Below are 17294 nucleotides of genomic sequence, written 5' to 3'. Positions count from 1 at the left end.
CTCTGCGGCTCGTTCCGCCGTCTGCCTGGCGGCTGTGGAAGCTACCTCGGCCGGTGCTCGCCTACGTACTGCTCGTCGACGCCGCGGCCGCCGTCCTCGTCGTCCTGACCACCGTGCACTTCGCGCTCACCAGCCCGGACGTCCGGACCTTCGCCATCCTGGCCGTCGCCGCGGTGGTGCACCTGGAGGCCTCGCGCAGCATCGAGCGGCTACGCGAAATCACCGTCCAGGGCACCCCGTACGTCAACTTGAAGAGCTTGTGGGTCTTCACCGGTGTGGTGCTGCTGCCGCTCCCGTTGGTGGCGACCCTGACCGCCATCACCTACGTGTACGCCTGGGCTCGGGTCGACGGCGAGTCGACCGCCGCGAAGAAGGTGTTCACCGCGAGCACGTTCATCTTGGCGTCCGGCGTGGCGGCCGCGGTGCTGGGCGCGAGCGGCTTCGTCGACGCGCAGCATCTCCTGAACAGCCCGCTGGGCCTGCTCGTGCTGGTGGGCGCGGCAACCGCCTGGTGGTTCGTCAACTACATGCTGGTCGTCGGCGTGCTGGCGCTCAGCGACCCAGGGGCGCCGGTGCGCAAGGCCATCGGCGACCTGGCGGACCAGCTCGTCGTCGCCGCCGCGCTGGGGCTGGGCCTTGGCATGGCCGCGCTGCTGACCTACACGCCGTGGCTCGTGGTCGTGCTGATGCTGACGGTCTTGGTGCTGCACCGGCAGTTCCTGCTGCCGCAGCGCTCGCGCCAGGCACAGATCGACGCCAAGACCGGCCTGCTGCGCGACATGTTCTTCACGGAGACGGCCACCGCGCTGCTCGACCGCCTGCGCGGCCAGACCAAGCCCGCCACCTTGCTCATGATCGACCTGGACGGCTTCAAGCAGGTCAACGACCAACTCGGACACCCGGCCGGCGATGACCTGCTCCGGATCGTGGCTGATGCGCTGCGCCATGAGCTGCGCGCGGGCGACCTCGTGGGCCGCTTCGGCGGCGACGAGTTCGTGGTGCTGCTGCCGGCGGTCGGCTCACGCGAAAGCACGGACATCGGTGACCGCGTGCTCACGGCGCTGCAGCACCTGCAGCCGACGGTGACCGGCACGTCCGGCCAAGTCAGGTTGGCGGGCGTGCCAGCTTCGATCGGTGCCGCGGTCTTCCCCGAGCACGGCACCGAGTTCCACGAGCTGCTGCTGGCCGCCGACACCGCCCAGCAGCGCGCCAAGCAGGCCGGTGGCAACCAGCTCGTCGTCATGGCACCGGCGTCACAGGCCGTCGCGGTACCGCCGCCCCGCGGATGATCGCAGTTCGCTGGTCGAGCACCTGGTCGCATCACCGCATCGTGTCCTCCGAAGGGCTGATCTCCGTGGTGGCCGACCGAATGCACCCGCCGGTATCCGCAGGTAGGGACAAGTCAAGACCTTGACCTCATCCCGACCCGCCATCGCAACGAGTTGAAGGATCGCTCACGTTTCCGGACACGGTAGCGCTCGCGCGGATCGGGATGAGGTCATGAGGCGTGCGAGGCGGTACCGTGAACGGCGTGAACGAGCAGCAGAAGGAGCCGCAGGACCCGTCACGCATCGACACGCCGTGGCAGACGCGGCGCACCCAGCTGTTCGCGCACGGATTCGACAGCCTGTTGCGTACTTTTGGCGGCCCACCCTCTGACCGGGCCCGCGCCGCGGTACAAGCCGATCTGTTCGGCGGTACCGCAGCACCGCGAGCGGCCGGCTGATCCGACGGTGGTCGCTGGTTCCGGCTGGGTGCTCGACACCTCAGCGCTCGTGTGGTTCGCCCAAGGCCGGCAGTACGCCTACGCGCTCGTGTGGGAGGCGATGGACCACGCCACCACCCTTGTGGTGCCGACCAGCGCCATCGTCGTAGCCAAGACCGTCACACCACCGGACACCCATCACGTCATCGACGTGCTGCTGAACCTGCCGATCATCGTGAGGGACGAGGTCGACCTCAGCCGTGCCGATGACATCGCCCAGGTGCTGTGCAGCGGTCCTGCGCACCCCGGTGAGGAGCACGAGCTGCAGACCCTCGCCGCCTTCGCGGCCGCGCACGTGGTCGCTGTCGCTCGCCTTCCCGGATGGGCCGTGATCAGCGACAACCTCGCCACCCTGCATGCGTTCGCCGGGGCTGCTGTCGAGATCAAGCAACTGCGCGAGACCTTCTAGCAGGGGTGCGGCGGCCCGATTTCGCCGCCCGGACGCGGTTGCACCACCGAAAGCCGGATCTGCGGCGATCAATAGGACGCGGGGGTCACGTAGCCCGTTCTGACCGGTCACGTCGGCACGTCAGCCGGTTGAGCTGATGTGCCACGCGTACCTATGAGGTGGTAGGCCAGGTTGTCGAGCGACCTGCCGTGGAAGGGGTAGGCCCCCGGCGCCGATCGACCCGGTCAGCCCGGTGATCGTGACGATCACGTCGTCCTTGCTGGGTCGTCGGCGAAGAGTTGGAGCTACGCCGGCGGCCGGTCCACAAGGCACTGGTCGTAATCGCCAAGATCGTGCTGCACACCGGACGCGACGCCGACCGGTCCGCCGCAGACAATTCCTCACCTGAGTCCGATGACGTGACCCGAGCCGGTGTTCCCGCTGGAAAGCGGCCGCCGCGTGGGTAGATTCAAACATTCCCGGCGCGGTCAGGGGTCTACGACTACCTGCTCGGCGAAGCCACCATTTCCCTGCGGATCGTGCGTTGGCTGACCAGATCGTGCCGTGCAGCCGGGCGTGGCGTGCATCGCTCAGCACAACCGTGATTTTCTGCGCCGGGCGGTGCTTCATGATCGAGGCAGGAGTACGCCAGTTCCTCGATCTGGGCTTCGGTATCCCGACCGTGGGCAACGTCCACGAGATCGCTCAGGCCGCCGCGCCGACGTGCGGGTGGTCTGCGCCAACTACGCCCCGGTCGCCGTCGCGCAGAGCCAGCTGCTGGTGGCGCACAGCGACGACGCCGACATCGTGGGCGCCGACATCACCCGCCCTGACGACGTGCTCGACGCCGATGCCGGCCCGCCGACATCGGGTAGCAGTCTCATCGGTGTGCCTTCTCAAACTCCTCGATGACGTGCATGGGGATGCGACCGCGGTCGGAGAGCTCATGGCCGTTGGAGCGGGCCCACGCACGGATTGCGTGAGTCTGTTCTTTGGTACGGGACTCGGCTACCACGGTGCGCGTGGTAGCGCCTGCCTTCCTCGGGCGCGTGTTGGTGCGCCGTGCGCTGGCGACGAAATCCGCGAGGCCGTCCCGCAGTCGCGACGCGTTGTCCGGCGTGAGATCGATGTCGTAGGCGACGCCGTCGAGACCGAAGCTGACGGCTTCGACATCTGGGGATGTGCCGTCGAGGTCGTCGATGAGCTGAACAAAAACCTTCTGTGCCACGAGTTGCTCCGTTTGCTATGCGGTTTCGGGTTCGAGTGATGACTTTAGCAAGGTCGTATGGCGTTCCGGTGCAACAACACGGAGGCGGAGGCGGCGGCTTACCGATGCCGCGACCGGCCGCTGCAGCCTGTTTTCTGCCGATGGATGCTGACATCACAGCAGCTTTGCGCAGCGCAGCTGGGTGCACTCTCCTGATCACTTCCGCGCCTCACGCAGGAGATTCTTCTTTGGTACCGCAGTCTTCTATGCTTCCAGTTTTGTTCGAGGAATGGCACAGCGAGACAACCGGCGGGCGCTCGCACGCGAGAACGGCGAGCTACACGTCACTTGCGCGACGCAGTGGAGGAACTGGATCGCCTGTACGTCATTTGCTTCAATCGCGTTCACGTGTACGTCTTCGCCGTCCGCGATGACAGGGTCAGCGGGTTGCTGCCGACTGCCGTTGTCTGCGATGCGACTACCGTGAGACGTAGTATGTCGATGCAGATCAAACGATGATTTCGGAGTTTTGCCAGGCCAGACAGGTTGGACGCTGCGTCGTCGCCATGAACTCCAGCAGTGCCTCAGGTATCTTTTCCAGTGGGAGCACCGCGACCGCGGGACTCCGTCCGCGTGTCGAAGTCAATGTGGAGCAGCCTCTTCACCTCGCAGACCGTGAGGATGCAGTCGTCGTCTGCCGCGGTGATGTCGGCTTTCGACACCTAGTCGCGCATCTCGTCCACAGCCTGCACTTCTGCGTCTTCGCGTTCGCCATGCTGTGCACGCAGCGGGATGAAGTTCGGCATTCCGGCCGCGTAGAGTGCCCCGACCCCGACTCGGCGTCAACGTCGAATTTGATCTGATGGTCAGGGCGGTTGCGCCGCCCTATGGTCGGGCGGGCTTTCGCGTACATCACGGTCGGATGCGGCTGCCGGTTGGCCAGGATTTCGTGCAGTGCACGCAGCATCTCGGACTCTGTCCGCACCGTGACGGGCGTCCGGCCACGGGGATTGCCGGCGGTGAAGTAGTACAGGTCAACCGCGTTCACGGCTGGCTCCTCCCGGTGAATGTCCCCGACCCTACGGGATCGTGCACGGTCAGCGTTTAACCAGGTAGCAGGATGTCGGGAATGACCTCCGGGCACGAATATCGTCCCTGGCACATCACGTTGTGACGACCACCTCGACGTGTGCGATGCCGGCATTGCGCTGTCGTCACGCGACCTTGGTCTCGACGTGCTCGCTCGCGGTTACCCGCCCGTATCGGCCTTCGGGGTATCCCTGCGCACGAAGGCGCGTTCCGAGGGCGATGTGCTCGCCGTCCGGTTCCTGACCGCACTGGACGAGTTCGGTGTTGCCGTCCTCGTCCACGTAGATGCGGCTGGTGATGTGCGGCGGCAGCTTCTCGCGCTGCTGCTTCTCGCGCTGCTGCTCAGCCCATGACTTCCCTGGGGACTGAGCCAGCCGCGGTGTTGCCGAAGCGGACACGGGCGGCGCGGTACTCGGCGATGCGGAAGGTGGCGCAGGCCCACAAGCAGCTGAACGAACTGTCCGAGGCCGAGCACTGCTTCGCCAAGGCCGTCGAGCGGTACCGTCGGGCACACCGCGACGCTGACGTGGCCGCCGCCGTCGAGTCCGTGTAGCACGAGTCGAAGCGACCGTGTAGTGGATCTTCAGCATGACGGTCTCGCTGATCACGTGCCGGTGATCAGCGAGACCCTTCGTCTTGGCACGGCTGGTCCGACTCGTTGACGTCGAGGCCTTCGCCCTCGGACTTCCCACCTGGCCACGCCTGCACGTGACCCGATTCCCACAGCCCGGTGTGCGTCAGCTGGATTCCTCGCAGCAGCCGCTCAGGATCGAGAATCCGCACGCTCTCTGCTTCCACTTGCACCCAGCCGCGCCGGGAGAACCCGGCCAGCACCCTGTTCATCATCTCGCGGCTGGTGCCGACGTACTGAGCTTGCTCCTTCTGCGTCAGCCCGTGCGCCACCCGCACAGCCCTGCACTCCGCGTGACCACATCGGGAGGCGAGCTGCAGCAGCGCCTTGGCCGTCCGGCTGGGCACGTCGGTGAGCATCAGGTCGGTTCGGCCGGTGTCCGAGCGGCGCACCTGCCGTGCCAGCCCGCGCAGCATCGATTCGTCGAGCCGGGGCTGGTCGCTGAGCCGCTCATTCAGCGCGGCGCGTAGGCGTGCGCGTCGTCGAGCAGAGCGGCGATGGTCAGCAGCGCGGACGCCCAGCGCTCGGCGATGCGCGGGTACAGGGTGAACCATCCGTTGTCTGGTGTCTCGCGCGGCATCGTTCGTCTCCCCAGGACTTGAAGAGGTCAGGACAGCTTGGCGGCGACCAACTCGGCCGACTTGGTGGCCAACTCGCAGGCCTTCGCGGTGTTGCGGTGGGCAACGTCCGCGCTGGCAACGATTTGCACGCTGGACGAGTCGCTGACTGAAATCACCGCGTCGCACACGCCCGAGTCCCTTTCCGGCTTGGCTGTGAAGCCGTCGTACTTCCTGAACCTCGCCGGGGCCTTCACGTTGCCTTGGTGGTTCAGGTCGTTCGCGCCGGTCTTGTTTCGACGGCGACTGTCACTCCGCCGCTGCTGTCGATCCATTCGCAGGTTTCCGCACCGGCTGACCTGCGAGGCTGCGGAGGAGCGGTGAGACCGAGCCGGGCGGCTTCACCACTGGCGATCAACTCGCAAGGTTTGACTTCGGCGAGCTTCGTGTTGCGCGCTGAAGTGGATGACGTACTGGTCGGCGTCTCGGTCGTGGTGCCAGGCCTGGCATCACCTCCCGTCGTGTTGCCGCCGCACGCGGCAGCGAGCAGGGCAAGTCCGGCGATGCCGATACGTGTGCGCTTCATGGCTTCCTGTCAGAGTTTGCCGAACGTGCCGACCGCGCCTTCTTCGACGTTCCGGTAGGACTTGCGGCTCTTGTCCAACTCGGTCTTGAGCTCGTCGATTGCCTTGACCAGATCCTGAATCACGTCGGTACCAGGGGACGCCGATGGCCTGAACCGCGGTCACGCGATCGCGGTCGATGTTCGCGGGCCAGGGTCGCACGCCGACAACTCGCCGACGATGTCGGCGGGCCCGTGGAGGTTCAGCAGGATCTCCTTGTCCGATGGGCCATCCATCATGGTCTTCACCGTGCCGGCCCGGATGATGTACAGCTGGTTCCCTTGGTTGCCTTGAGCGAAGATCACGTGCTGAGGCGGGAACGTCACTTCTTCTCCGTGGGCGTCGGCGAGGTCGGCGAGGTGCGCTTCGGTCGAGAACGCGACGGTTGACGTGGTCACTCTGGGGATCCGGGTCGTCCGAGAGGGGTCACTGTGCTCTGCCGGTTTCCGGTTTCCGTGGATGGCGGTGGGTGAGGTCGGCTCGGCGGATCCGCGTGTAGTCGCGCTGGATCTTCTGGGTCAAGCCGAGCACCGTGGCCAGGCGCCACACGTCCCCTGGAGCGGGCAGTGAACGGCCATTCTCGATCTTGGCCTGCTTCGACTGACCCCAGCCGGCGCGGAGTCCTGTCTCGGTCTGTGTGAGTCCGGTGGCCTCCCGGCGCTGGCGGATGACAGCGCCGAGCCTGCGCAGTTCGCCTTCGACCTCCGCAGAGCGGGGCTGTGAAGGTCCGGGCATGGGGCGTGTGGCCTGGAACCGGTGTATCAGCGTGATGGCATGCGCTGTCGTGGCCTCGTCCATCCCGAGTTCGGCTGCGAGCCGCCGCATGATGTCCACACGTGGCACCCGCTGGCCGTTCTCGATTCTGGACTGGCTCGACTGCGGGTGGCCTACGCGGTGTGCTGTCTCACGAGCGCTGAGCTGGGCGGCCTTCCGGGACTTTCGGATGAGAGCGCCGAGTTCGTCGAGGTGGGATTGGGCGTCGTCGATCGGGGGCATCGGGGTGGGTTGTCCGTTCGGCTGTCACTGTCCGGGTACGAGAAGGTCGCCGCGGTCGGCTGTGCGCACTGTGTCCGGTCGATCCGGCCGGGGACTTTCCGCCGAACTCGTGGTGAGCGTCGGGGTCGCGCTGGGCGAGAGGGGGCAGCGGGCTCCTGTCGCGTCAGCTCGCTGCCCGTCTGCAGCTCGTGTGCCTGCGCGAGTACGTGTTGAGTCGTTGCCGGGGCCCATGCCGATCGCGTTGGCCACCAGGCGCACGTCGTCGACGCCCTGTGCGCGAGTTCGAGCTCCGGGTGGGTGGTTCGGCGCGCCGCCGGCGGGATGGGTGGCGCGCCGAACCGGGCCGCCCTGCGGTCAGGGCGGGTCCTGGGCGCGTGACGTGGCTGCGTCACGCGCCGCGCCTAGCCGGCGAGAGCGAACTGCGACTGCCACCGCAGTGGTGCGGTGGTGGAGAACCGGATGGTCGGATGACCGGGATCCCCACCCTGCGCGGCGGTCACAGGCAGGTAGGGCAGCCGATCCTGCATGACCGCCTCGATCCACCCCGTGTAGTAGGCCAGGCCCGTGATCACGTCGGGGCTGCCACCACACGTCTCGGTGGCCCCGCGGCTCACGAGCCCGGTCACCTGCCACCGTCCCCCGGCCTGCTGGTACGCCGGGGCGCCGGAGTCGGCGTTGCACGCGCCGGCGCCGGCCGGGTTGTCGGTGCACAGGTCGTGCACGGAGATGTCTCCGCCGGCGCAGGCCTGCGGCTGCACGATCCTGGTCCGCAGCTCGTTGGCGATGGTCGGCGTGGCGGCTGACTGGTTCGACGTCCTGCCCCAGCCGACCAGCCGCACACGGACGCCCGGCAGGGGTTCGGCATCGGCCACCGTTGCCCCGCGCACCGCGGCGGGAGCCGAGAGCCGGACCATGGCCAGGTCCGCTGCCGGTTTCCGATCCACCGGGTCGGGGCCGCCGGGGATCCACTCCCATTCGGGCGCGATGACGACCTGCTTGATCGGCAGCGGCGCCACGAGCGTGCGGTCGAGGTTGCCCGCACGCAGCTGGAACGCGCGCTCCTTCACCGGCACCCACAGCGGCGTCCCGAAGACGCCGTCGCGGTATACCGACGGGCCCGACCGCGCGAGCATCGCCGGCAGCTCGGCCACGCAGTGCGCCGCCGTCAGTCCCCACTCGACCCGGCCGGGAATGGCCGGATCGTCGAGCAGGACCGCGGTACAGGTCATGTGGTCATCACGCGGCGGGGTGACCGAGTCGTACTCCAACGCCGAGAGGCCGTCGTAGTACTGACTCGCCGGCCGCCCACCGACGATCTGGGACCCGATCTCACCCGACGGGTCACTCCAGACGACCTGGCTTGCCGGTTGTCCGCCGAGAACCTGGGCGCCGAACTCTGCCGAGGACGCGGTGTGGGCGATCTGGCCGGAAGCCGACGTGGCCAGAGCGAGCAGGAGCCCGATCGCTACGACGAGCGAGGTCAAACCACGCTTGATCTTGTTTCTCAAAACGGGTACATCCTCCAATTCGGTTGTGCTATACAACAATCCGGACTTCCGTGAGGTCGTCCGGAGGCCTATGAGCGTGTGCCGGTCGCCATCGCGGTGGGACGGTCACGCTGTTGTGTAAGGGTTTGTCGGTTGGCTACCTGAGCGATCCGCCGTAGCCAGTGGCCGGCGGCATTGGTGCTATCCCGCTCAACTGCCGAGTAGTTTGTGGCTGTTGCCCGATAGTCGTCCCAGTCAGGGATCCACCCGTCGACGATGTGGATCTGTTGCCGAGTGCGCCGGTGATGCTGTGTGACGGCGTCACGTGCGGTGGGATGTGGCGCAGATGTCAGACCCGTATCACGCTGTCCCGGCGAGCCTCGACCGCGTTGTCGCGCGCGCCTCCCTGTGCTTTGCGCGGCCGGCCGCTGTGGCCTTCCTCGACGTCATCGAGGGCAACCAGCATGTCGACCAGGGCGGCGATGTTGTTGAAGAGCTGCCAGGTGAGATCGCGTTGCCCCTTCTTGGCGATGGCCGAGTAGGGGTCCTGTTCCCAGGTGTTCCCGACGCCAGGCCGGAAGCCGATGCGGATGTCCAACCCGTCCGTGCGCAGTGCGCGCAGAATCCAGTACTGCTCGGTGATCCGGTGCGCGGTGACCGCGGTGCCTGCGGCGCGGCTTTTTCGGCTGGCGTCTACCAGGTGCTTTCGGATGTCTGGGGGAACCACCGCGGCCGGCACGGCTGGGGGCAGCTTGGGAAGGTGTCCCCTGTTGCGCTGCACGTAGGCGTCCGGGTCTCGCAGGACCTCCGCCAGCTCCTCGAAGGTGTCTACGGCACCGTGCTCCCCGTCGTCCACGAACAGCTGCGACCGTATCTTCATATGTTTGCCGGACCGGTATTTCACATCGGCTGTCCACCGCACGCGGTTCGTCGCCAGCGTGACGGTCCACCTGGTAGACGACGTGGCCTCGATCACCGGGACATACCCGGTGCGAGCCAGCCCGTCGAGAAAGGCGGCGACGAACGGCGGGGCCAGCCTGCCGTGCTGGTCGCGCCACCTGTCCTCGGTGGGCGCGGTGAGGCTGCGTACCACCTCGGTCGACAAAGGGTAGTGGGGTGGTTGCTTGCGCACCATGGCCTGGGAGTTCTCCGTAGGGGGTTGTGGTCGAGCAGCCGGGTGGCTGGGCTGCTGGCTTTCGAGCGCTTCGATCAGACGACCCGCCTCCCGCCGCGCGGGGCCGAGGAGCGGGCTGGGGTTCAGCTTCGAGCGGTGGGTGTTGATCACGTGCGCGCAGACCAGCAGTTGCGAGAGCAGCCCTGAGCGGCTGGTGAGGTCGCTGGCGAATTGCGCCTGCACGCGCTCGGCGAGCGCTGGGACGAGAAGGCTCATCATCCACAGGCTTGCGGCGTCCAAGCCGCGTGGCCCGACGCCCCACGACTCCCAGTCCAACAGGTAACACCGGGGGGTCGTCACCTTTCCCCAGTGCAGCTCGCCGTGTGCGGTTCTCCACTCGTCGACTTCGGTGTTGCGCACCTCGCTGCCGAACACCTGGTTGATGCAGCGGGTCACGCGCTCCTGCGGCACGCTCACTCGTGCGGCCGGAGAACCGCTCAGAGCGGACAACGACGTGGTCAGGCTGCGCCACCAGGCATCAGGCAGGTCGGGCAGACTGTGGACGATCCCGCTGGGCTCCACCGCCTGCGCGGTGATCATGTCGCTCTCATCGGCACGCCACTCGACGACCCGATTCGGATCGCTCCAGCGGTGCGAGCGCAGCAGCCTCGGCCTCATGACGGCATCGGGAAGCTGCGACGCGCTGTCCGGGCCCGTCCGCGAGCGGCGGACTGCCTTGCCTGCCTCCCGCCAGGACAGCCGCACCCAGGTGTTGTTATCGGTGGGGAACCCGACCGTCGCGCCTCGCGTGCCGAAGACCATGCGGTCGAGATCGAGACACACGTCAAACGACGCTTCGACATCGATGAACACGTCATCCAGCGTTTGGCTGTGCAACTTGAAGCCATCGAAATCCATCGACCGGCCTGCCGGCGGCCGGCGTGGCGTATCCGGCTCCGTCGGCAAGAGCGAGATGCGCAGGCCGTGGCTCGGCGCGGGAACGTGGTTGCTGCTCACCGAACCGCGGCCCGATCCGTACTGCCGTTGAGGCCCTCTGCAGAGGGGATCATGTGCCCGGCGGTGCTCGTGTTGAGTCCGGACGCCGCAGGCTCAGCGGTGGTGGCAGGCCAGCGCCACATCGGGTACATGACATGAGCCGGGCCGCGGCCGTCGGCGCCGGGCAGCTCCAGCACCAGGTCGAGCATCTGGAAGCCGTGCCGGGTGTACAGGTCGCGGGAGTGCTCGTCGGCCGCGACGGTGTAGGCGCCGAGCCCGCGGCTGTCGAGAACGGCGATGTGGTGGTGCAGCAGGGCGGTGTCCTGTCCTTGGCCCGCGTGACCGGCGGCCAGGAACTCCAAGGAGTGGTGAGGGCCGCGGTCGCGCGGGCGGCGCCGGGCGAACAACTCGACCAGCCAGCAGAACCGGTGGGCGTACGGGCCGCAGTGCTCAATGAGCCGTTGCGCGTAGTGATGCGGCAGCGGCGGCTCGCCGCCGGGCTGGTCGTAGTGCAGCCAGATCGCCACCGCCTGGGGCACCTGGGTCTGTCTAGGGTGGTTGTCGTCGAGGTAGTTGGTGCAGATGTCGACCCGCCCGTAGCTGACCGCGTGCTCGGCCCACATCTGGATGTTGCGCTGCAGGATCAGGCCGCGCTCGTAGGGGTAGTCGATGAGCCACTCCACGAGCTTGAGGAACTGGTACTCGAACGCGACCGTGCACGACGCCAGCGTGATCCGATGCGCCTCGTCCGCGCCGAGGCGCTCGATGCCGTGGTCGATGCCCAAGGGGTTGTCTGGCACGCGGCTCACCACCTGCAGGTGCCGACTGGTTCGTGGGAGTCGCCATGCCTGATGGCGGGGTGGTCGGCGGGGCGGATGGACCCGGTCCAGGCTCCCCGCGCCCCGCCGATCACGTCGGCGGAGCACTGCGCAAGCGTGACGCCGGCCGGCGTGGAGCCGGACGCGTCCCCGAGCACGAGGCTGCAATTCGGCCCTACCCTTGCGATCATCCAGGTGAGGCTGAGTGCACCCGCGCCGGTCAACCGCATGAGCGGTGTGTCGCGTGCGGTGCGCACGAGGTACGACATCGTGGGCCAGGCGGCCGCGGTCATCGGCATCATCACGCCCGGCGCGCTGACTGCCCCTGCCCTGTGCTGGGCGGGGTTGATGTGCGACTTGTGCACCAACGGGGTCACCATGGGCCGCGTGGGTGGCGCGGGGTACTCCGACGGGCCACCAGGAGCGGTGCTCGTCGACGCGGCGAAGGTGGTCAGCGCCGCTGTGGTCGCGGCCGCGATGAGGGCGGCTCGCAGGTTGGTCATCTGGTGGTCCTGTTCCATAGGCAGTTGAGCGTGACGGCGGTGGGCCGGTGCTGCGGTGCCGGAAGGCCGGTGGCGCACTGCGGCGCCGCCATGCGCCACTCCGGCCATTCCGGCTCGCCGGTGTGGTCGGAGTCCGGTTGTGGTGGGCGCGGGTCGCGCCACATCGGGAACATGACGCGAGACGGACTGAAACCGATGGTGCTGGGCGGTTCCAGCACTTGGTCGAGGGGCTCGAAGCCGTACCGCTTGCACAGGTCGCGGGCGTGTTCGTCAGTGGCAACGAGGTAGGCGCCGAGCTGGCTGCCGTCGAGGACAGCGATGTGGTGCCGCAGCAGGGTGATTCCGTGTCCTTGCCCCGCCTGCGCCGCGGCAAGGAATCCCAGGCGGTGGTGCGGTCCGCGATTGCGCGGCTGGTGTTGGCCGATCAGCGCGTCGAGCTCAGCCAATCCGCTCGCGTACTCGCCGCAGTCCTCGGCGAGTTGTGCCTCGTAGTTGGCCGGCAGCGGCGGGGGCGCGCCGTCGGGGTGGTCGTAGTGCAGCCAGATCGCCGCTGCCTTGGGCAGCGTTGTCGTCTGGGTGCCCCCGTTGCCGCCGAAGAGGCTGTAGGCGATCTGAGTTTCGCCGTACTGCGCCGCGTGCTCGCCCCACATTGCGATGTAGCTATGCATGATCCAGCCGCGCTGCTTGGGATCATCGATCAGCCGGGCGATGACCTCGAGCTCCTGAAACTTGAGCGCGATGACCAGGGATGCCAGCTTGAGCAGGGCAGGTTCGCCCGCGCCGACGTGCTTGATGAGGAGGTCGGTGTGGGTCGTGTTGTCGGGCATGTCGTTCACCGCGCAGCGAGGCCGACGGCACCGGCGATCTCCGGGGCGCCTTCCACGCCGGTGCCCTGGGACCGTAGGCACCGATGGGGTTGAGCCGGATTCCCTGTGCCACAACAAGAAGGCCTGGGACGCTGCGCGTCCGTGGCGGCCCGGCGGGGTCCGCCGGTGTGCGGAAGTCGGTGCTCATGTGGACGTCTTGTCTCGCATGGTGGATGTGCTGGGACGTGTGGGACCGGGTGGCGGTGCGAAGGGGGATCGGGGGATCGCCCCGCCACCCGGCTGCCGCGACCGCGGTGCACCAGGCACGGCTGCTCCGGTGCGTCGTCGGTGCGCGGCGACCGCCTCGACCTCGGGGGGCGGGCGGTCCGATCGTGTGGCTGCGTCGGCCCCTGGCTGGCGACGGCGGTCCTCCGATGCCAGGACGTGACCGCCGCAGCGGCTGAGGCCTGGTTCCCCTGGCCGGCGGAGCATCTGGCTGTGGTGGTGTCGCGGGCGCGGGCACGGGAGGGGTCCTGGACCGTTGCCAGGTTGGTGAGGCGGCCGCCTCGGACCGCCGGGGCCGCGCCGGCGGGGACCGTCTCGGGCTTGCCCGCCCCGGAGCCTGCAGCCGACACACTCTTCGCTGGGAGACCGCTGCCGAGTCTCACGCTGGTGCTCCAGCCTCGGGTGGCGTGGCGCGCACGTCCGGCGTGAGGTGCTTGCCGAACAGACTCACCAGCTTCTCGATCTCGTAGGCGACGACCTCCAGCTCGGCGTCGGGGCCTGCGAGCACGCCGATGCTGCTGCCGTCGGCGACGGAGTTCACCAGCAGGAAGCCGCGCTCCATCTCGATCACGCACAGGCGGGTCTTGCCTGCGTTGAAGCATTTCGCCGCGCCTTCGGCGAGGCTCATCACGCCGGAGATCACCGCGGCCAGCTGATCGGCACGATCGTCCGGTAGGCGCTCTGATCGGGCCAGGAGCAGGCCGTCCGCGCTGACGACGACGGCATGCGACACCTTGGCGGTGCGGGTGACGAAGTCGTTGAGTGGCCAGTCCCAGTCGGCACCGGCCCTGCTGTTGGCTGCTGTGCTCATCGGCCGGTCACGTCCCTGAAGGTGATGCCGGTCATCGGCACGCGGGTGATGAGGTCGTCGGGTGGCCAGTCCCAGTCGGCACCTGCCGTGCTGCCGGCTGCTGTGCTCATCTGTCGGTTGCCTCCGTGGTCGCGATGCCGGTCGTCGATCTGCCCGCTTCCTCGCGGCCTCGTCGCACGCCGCGTTGAAGCCGTGACAGGCGCTCCCACGTTCGGTTCGGATCGACCGTCGGCCTGGCCGCGGTGATCGACGCGAGTGGTGAATCGGGCACGCGGCTGGCCCTGGGGACGCGCTTGGGCAGACCGTCGGTCGGCTGCCCTGCGGGGGTGGCAGCGGCCAGGATGCTGTTCGCTGCCGCGTCCCATCCGGGGTCTGCTGGCGGGCCCGAGGTGGTGATGGTCGATCCGCGGATCGCCTTGCGCGACCGTGTCAGCACGGCCAGTGCGTTGTCACTGCCGCGGGGCTGTGCGACAGCGGTGCCGGTCGCCTGCGCCCGCGCGTCGTGCGTGTGGGCTGGTTGCGAGTCGGTGTCTTGGCCGTCGGTGAACCAGCCGGACAGCTGCTGCATCGGCTCGAGTCGCTCGGTGGCGGGGTCGCCATCGCCGGCAGGGCGGTCGGCCGGTGTGGCTGCGGCAGCAGCGGCGTGTTCTGCCCCAGCGCGCCGTGCCGGTGCCGCCGACCTGGGCAGCAGGGCGGTGTGCGCCTCGGTCGCAGGCGGGGCGTGCTCACCGTGCTCACGGGGCTGGAAGAGGTCTGCATCGTGCGCAGCCGCGACGAGTGTCGGCTGAGCGGGTGCTGCGGGTGGCTCTGGCGTGGTGAGCAGGGTGGCCGGTACTGCGACTGTGGCGGTGATGCCCCTGGCGAGGTCGTGGTTGGCCCGCACGGCGACGGTGATGCCGTGTCGCTGCGCGAGGCGGCCGACCACGTGCAGGCCCATGTGTTTGGCCGTCCGGACGTCCAAGTCGGGCGGCGCGGCCAGCTGGCGGTTGTACTGCTTGATCTGGTCCTCGTTCATGCCGACGCCGGCGTCGCTGACCTCGACGACGAGGTTTCCCGCACGGTCGAGGGCGCCGCGGAGCATGATCTTCGTCGTCGGCTCGGACATGCCGGTGGCGTTGTCGAGCAGTTCCGCCAGCAGATGCACGAGGTCCTTGACGACGTGTCCGAGGACCGCCACCTCGGCTTTCACCTCGGTAGCCACGCGGGTGTAGTGCTCGACTTCGGAGACTGCGGCATGGAACACGTCGTGCACCGTCACCGGACGAGTCATCATCCGGATGCCCTGCCCCGTACCGTAGAGCACCAGGAGGTTTTCGGAGTTGCGGCGCATGCGGGTGGCCAGATGGTCCAGTTCGAACAGTTTCGCGAGCCGGTCGGGATCCTGCTCGTCGCGTTCCAGCACGTCGATCACGCCGAGTTGGCGTTCGATCAAGGCCTGCGGGCGCCGGGCGAGATTGACGAGCCCGGCGTTGACGCCGTCACGCAGGACAGCGTGCCGGGCGGCGAGCTGCACGCCCACGGTGTGAACGAGCTCGAACGCGCGGGCCACCTCGCCGATCTCCTCGCGAGTGTGGATCGGCACTGCCGGGATCGCGGTGTCGACCACGGCAAGGGGATCCGGGGCCTCGAGAATGCGTTCGATCGCGTCGGGCAGGTCGTGCTCGGCAACGCGTAGGGCGGTGCGGCGCAGGACCCGCAACGGCCGCAGGATGGTGCGGGCCACCAGCACGGCGACCGCGAACGCGACGAGCAGCACCGCGACGATCCCCACGCTGACAGCCACGGTCGTCAGCCGCGCGGCGGTAGCAAGGGCATCGGTTGTGGTCACGGCATCGGCAGCGACCTCGTTGCGGACTGCGGTAATGCGGTCGGCCGTGGCCTGGCCGGTGCGTGCGGCGGCAGCGGCGTCCACCGTGATCGGCCGGTTCGCGCCGGACTGCACGAGAGCCAGCTGAACCAGCCGGTTGCGCTCGTCGACTTCCGTCCCGCTGACCATGTCCTGGTAGCGCTGCCGCAGTTCCGGTCCCGCGGCGGCGTTGAACTCGCCGACCGCGGCGTCGAACCGGGCCTGGGCCGCCCGGAGCAGGCTGGCTTGTTGCGGCGGAAGATCACGGCTGGAAGCGGCGGCGAGCAGGATCGCGGTCTGCGTGGCCAGATGTTCCTGCGCAGTACCAAGGGACTGCAGTGCGGCGACGTCGGAGCCCACAGGCAGGGTGCTGACACTGTCGGCCGTGGTGCCGCCCAGCCGCACGAGCCCGTCCAGGATCTGGCCATAGCGCGCGAGCGCGGAGACATCCGGGTACCGCGTCTGCTGCACCGTTCGACGCAGCTCGTCCAGCCCGTCCAGCTCGGTCAACGCCTTGTCGGCACTGGCCGCCATGGCCGCGTTCAGCTGCTCAGGCTCACGGACGGCCGCACGCAAAGCCTCACGCGCCGTGTCGACCCGCCGCGCAGCCTCCACCAGCGAGGCGATGTCCCTGCGGCCACCGTGGATGAAACTCATGACGGCACTGCGTTCGGCCTGCAGCGCGTCGGTCACTTCCCAGCCACGCGCGCACACCTCAAGAGCGTGCTGGGCGCTGACAAGCTCGCCATAGGTATTCTCTTGCACCACGATCCGGTCGCCGGCCAGCCCGAGCACAGCGAGAGCCAGCGGCACCATGGCCACGAGAAGCTTGGTACGCACTCTCCAGTGAGAAATCGTCGGCGGCCGGTGTGAGCCCATGATCAGCCAACCCCGCCGCGGTCTGAGTCGGGCTGCGTGTGTGCGAGCCGGTCACGCCGACCGTACGAGCGTGCCTGCGGCAGGACACCTGGCCTTACCTGGTGCTCCGCGGGACTGGAAAGGGCGCGATCGCACGCCGAGATTATGTCCTTCATGCCGAAGTGTGATCCCTACTGGCCCGTCGCCATACGAGCGACATATTGCATGCTCGTAATCTCTGCCGTTGATGACACGAAGGATCTTGAAGCGACAGGAGCAAGAAAGAAAGGCCTGAGCAGGGATCACTTTAGCGGGGCATCTATAGATGCCCCCTCGGCAGAGACATCACGCCCGCCGGTACTGTACGGGTGGCGACGATCGAGAGCATGACGGACTGCGTAAATGCTGCTAGAGGCGCGTGATCTGCACAGACACGAAGGTCAGGCATGTCTTCAACGCCTGAGCGTCATCGCTACTGCGACCCCGGCCCTGGTTGACCGCAGCTATCAGGGCA

At 68.0% G+C, this 17294-nt stretch carries 20 protein-coding genes and 1 pseudogene; 6 read left to right on the top strand and 15 right to left on the bottom strand.

Annotated elements, in window-relative coordinates:
- Positions 1-53: 53 nt before the first annotated feature.
- From ADL03_RS15410 to ADL03_RS50805, 4 genes and pseudogenes are all read left to right on the top strand, one after another.
- Entirely contained in the window at positions 54-1289 is a 1236-nt protein-coding gene (locus ADL03_RS15410; protein WP_053734139.1) for a diguanylate cyclase, read from the top strand.
- Between the two features lie 242 nt (positions 1290-1531).
- Complete coding sequence (locus ADL03_RS15405; protein ID WP_157528699.1) at positions 1532-1726, top strand: hypothetical protein; 195 nt, start codon at positions 1532-1534, stop codon at positions 1724-1726.
- Between the two features lie 7 nt (positions 1727-1733).
- On the top strand, positions 1734-2174 hold the full coding sequence (locus ADL03_RS15400) for a hypothetical protein (protein ID WP_053734137.1): 441 nt from the start codon (positions 1734-1736) through the stop codon (positions 2172-2174).
- A 454-nt stretch (positions 2175-2628) separates the two neighbouring features.
- Positions 2629-2865 (top strand): annotated as a pseudogene (locus ADL03_RS50805) (SAM-dependent methyltransferase); the annotation flags it as partial.
- Positions 2866-3033: 168 nt separating this feature from the next.
- Here ADL03_RS50805 and ADL03_RS15395 read toward each other — a convergent pair.
- On the bottom strand, positions 3034-3381 hold the full coding sequence (locus ADL03_RS15395) for an Lsr2 family protein (protein WP_053734136.1): 348 nt from the start codon (positions 3379-3381) through the stop codon (positions 3034-3036).
- Positions 3382-3868: 487 nt separating this feature from the next.
- On the bottom strand, positions 3869-4006 hold the full coding sequence (locus ADL03_RS50800; RefSeq protein ID WP_082373178.1) for an Imm1 family immunity protein: 138 nt from the start codon (positions 4004-4006) through the stop codon (positions 3869-3871).
- Positions 4007-4547: 541 nt separating this feature from the next.
- Here ADL03_RS50800 and ADL03_RS15390 point away from each other — a divergent pair.
- Together ADL03_RS15390 and ADL03_RS49615 are read left to right on the top strand one after the other, a co-directional pair.
- Positions 4548-4802, top strand: coding sequence for a hypothetical protein (locus ADL03_RS15390; RefSeq protein ID WP_053734135.1), 255 nt, complete (start codon positions 4548-4550; stop codon positions 4800-4802).
- A 65-nt stretch (positions 4803-4867) separates the two neighbouring features.
- Entirely contained in the window at positions 4868-5002 is a 135-nt protein-coding gene (locus ADL03_RS49615) for an ATP-binding protein (RefSeq protein ID WP_231641909.1), read from the top strand.
- 65 nt (positions 5003-5067) lie between these two features.
- On the opposite strand, the gene ADL03_RS15385 is transcribed toward ADL03_RS49615, so the two are convergent.
- The 13 genes from ADL03_RS15385 to ADL03_RS15335 form a co-directional block, all read right to left on the bottom strand.
- Positions 5068-5496, bottom strand: a complete 429-nt coding sequence (locus ADL03_RS15385; RefSeq protein WP_053734134.1) for a Crp/Fnr family transcriptional regulator — start codon at positions 5494-5496, stop codon at positions 5068-5070.
- Positions 5497-5534: 38 nt separating this feature from the next.
- Positions 5535-5660 carry a hypothetical protein gene (locus ADL03_RS50215; RefSeq protein WP_255353365.1) on the bottom strand — a complete coding sequence of 42 codons (126 nt, stop codon included), beginning with the start codon at positions 5658-5660 and terminating at the stop codon, positions 5535-5537.
- Positions 5661-5687: 27 nt separating this feature from the next.
- Positions 5688-5972 carry a hypothetical protein gene (locus ADL03_RS15380; RefSeq protein ID WP_197288371.1) on the bottom strand — a complete coding sequence of 95 codons (285 nt, stop codon included), beginning with the start codon at positions 5970-5972 and terminating at the stop codon, positions 5688-5690.
- The gene (locus ADL03_RS50795; RefSeq protein ID WP_082373176.1) at positions 5909-6223 is read right to left on the bottom strand and encodes a DUF3558 family protein; all 315 of its coding nucleotides are present in this window, start codon (positions 6221-6223) and stop codon (positions 5909-5911) included. Before ADL03_RS50795 ends, ADL03_RS15380 begins: the two co-directional genes overlap by 64 nt.
- 159 nt (positions 6224-6382) lie before the next feature.
- On the bottom strand, positions 6383-6658 hold the full coding sequence (locus ADL03_RS15375) for a cyclic nucleotide-binding domain-containing protein (RefSeq protein WP_053734132.1): 276 nt from the start codon (positions 6656-6658) through the stop codon (positions 6383-6385).
- 28 nt (positions 6659-6686) lie between these two features.
- Complete coding sequence (locus tag ADL03_RS15370) at positions 6687-7256, bottom strand: helix-turn-helix domain-containing protein (protein WP_053734131.1); 570 nt, start codon at positions 7254-7256, stop codon at positions 6687-6689.
- 401 nt (positions 7257-7657) lie between these two features.
- Positions 7658-8740, bottom strand: coding sequence for a trypsin-like serine protease (locus ADL03_RS15365; RefSeq protein WP_053734130.1), 1083 nt, complete (start codon positions 8738-8740; stop codon positions 7658-7660).
- Between the two features lie 352 nt (positions 8741-9092).
- Entirely contained in the window at positions 9093-10874 is a 1782-nt protein-coding gene (locus ADL03_RS15360) for a hypothetical protein (RefSeq protein ID WP_157528695.1), read from the bottom strand.
- Complete coding sequence (locus ADL03_RS15355; protein WP_157528693.1) at positions 10871-11653, bottom strand: hypothetical protein; 783 nt, start codon at positions 11651-11653, stop codon at positions 10871-10873. Before ADL03_RS15355 ends, ADL03_RS15360 begins: the two co-directional genes overlap by 4 nt.
- A gap of 5 nt (positions 11654-11658) precedes the next feature.
- Positions 11659-12174: a hypothetical protein gene (locus ADL03_RS15350; RefSeq protein WP_053734127.1), complete on the bottom strand. Its 516-nt coding sequence runs from the start codon at positions 12172-12174 to the stop codon at positions 11659-11661.
- Positions 12171-13001, bottom strand: coding sequence for a hypothetical protein (locus ADL03_RS15345; RefSeq protein WP_157528691.1), 831 nt, complete (start codon positions 12999-13001; stop codon positions 12171-12173). Before ADL03_RS15345 ends, ADL03_RS15350 begins: the two co-directional genes overlap by 4 nt.
- 643 nt (positions 13002-13644) lie before the next feature.
- Positions 13645-14076, bottom strand: a complete 432-nt coding sequence (locus ADL03_RS15340; protein WP_053734125.1) for a roadblock/LC7 domain-containing protein — start codon at positions 14074-14076, stop codon at positions 13645-13647.
- A 106-nt stretch (positions 14077-14182) separates the two neighbouring features.
- Positions 14183-16738, bottom strand: coding sequence for an ATP-binding protein (locus ADL03_RS15335; protein WP_231641913.1), 2556 nt, complete (start codon positions 16736-16738; stop codon positions 14183-14185).
- Positions 16739-17294: the final 556 nt, after the last annotated feature.

The organism is Nocardia sp. NRRL S-836 (assembly GCF_001279525.1).
Classification (GTDB): domain Bacteria; phylum Actinomycetota; class Actinomycetes; order Mycobacteriales; family Pseudonocardiaceae; genus Lentzea.
Note: the sequence above shows the minus strand (reverse complement) of the source record. Positions and strands in the feature narration are given on the sequence as shown.

Bases quoted from the DNA above. Each gene is read 5' to 3' on its own strand.
- ADL03_RS15345 (WP_157528691.1), bottom strand. From the start codon at position 13,001: ATGCCCGACAACACGACCCACACCGACCTCCTCATCAAGCACGTCGGC.
- ADL03_RS15335 (WP_231641913.1), bottom strand. From the start codon at position 16,738: ATGGTGCCGCTGGCTCTCGCTGTGCTCGGGCTGGCCGGCGACCGGATC.
- ADL03_RS49615 (WP_231641909.1), top strand. From the start codon at position 4,868: ATGCGGAAGGTGGCGCAGGCCCACAAGCAGCTGAACGAACTGTCCGAG.
- ADL03_RS15340 (WP_053734125.1), bottom strand. From the start codon at position 14,076: ATGAGCACAGCAGCCAACAGCAGGGCCGGTGCCGACTGGGACTGGCCA.
- ADL03_RS15350 (WP_053734127.1), bottom strand. From the start codon at position 12,174: ATGACCAACCTGCGAGCCGCCCTCATCGCGGCCGCGACCACAGCGGCG.
- ADL03_RS50795 (WP_082373176.1), bottom strand. From the start codon at position 6,223: ATGAAGCGCACACGTATCGGCATCGCCGGACTTGCCCTGCTCGCTGCC.
- ADL03_RS15385 (WP_053734134.1), bottom strand. From the start codon at position 5,496: ATGCTGCGCGGGCTGGCACGGCAGGTGCGCCGCTCGGACACCGGCCGA.
- ADL03_RS15380 (WP_197288371.1), bottom strand. From the start codon at position 5,972: ATGGATCGACAGCAGCGGCGGAGTGACAGTCGCCGTCGAAACAAGACC.
- ADL03_RS15370 (WP_053734131.1), bottom strand. From the start codon at position 7,256: ATGCCCCCGATCGACGACGCCCAATCCCACCTCGACGAACTCGGCGCT.
- ADL03_RS50215 (WP_255353365.1), bottom strand. From the start codon at position 5,660: ATGCCGCGCGAGACACCAGACAACGGATGGTTCACCCTGTACCCGCGC.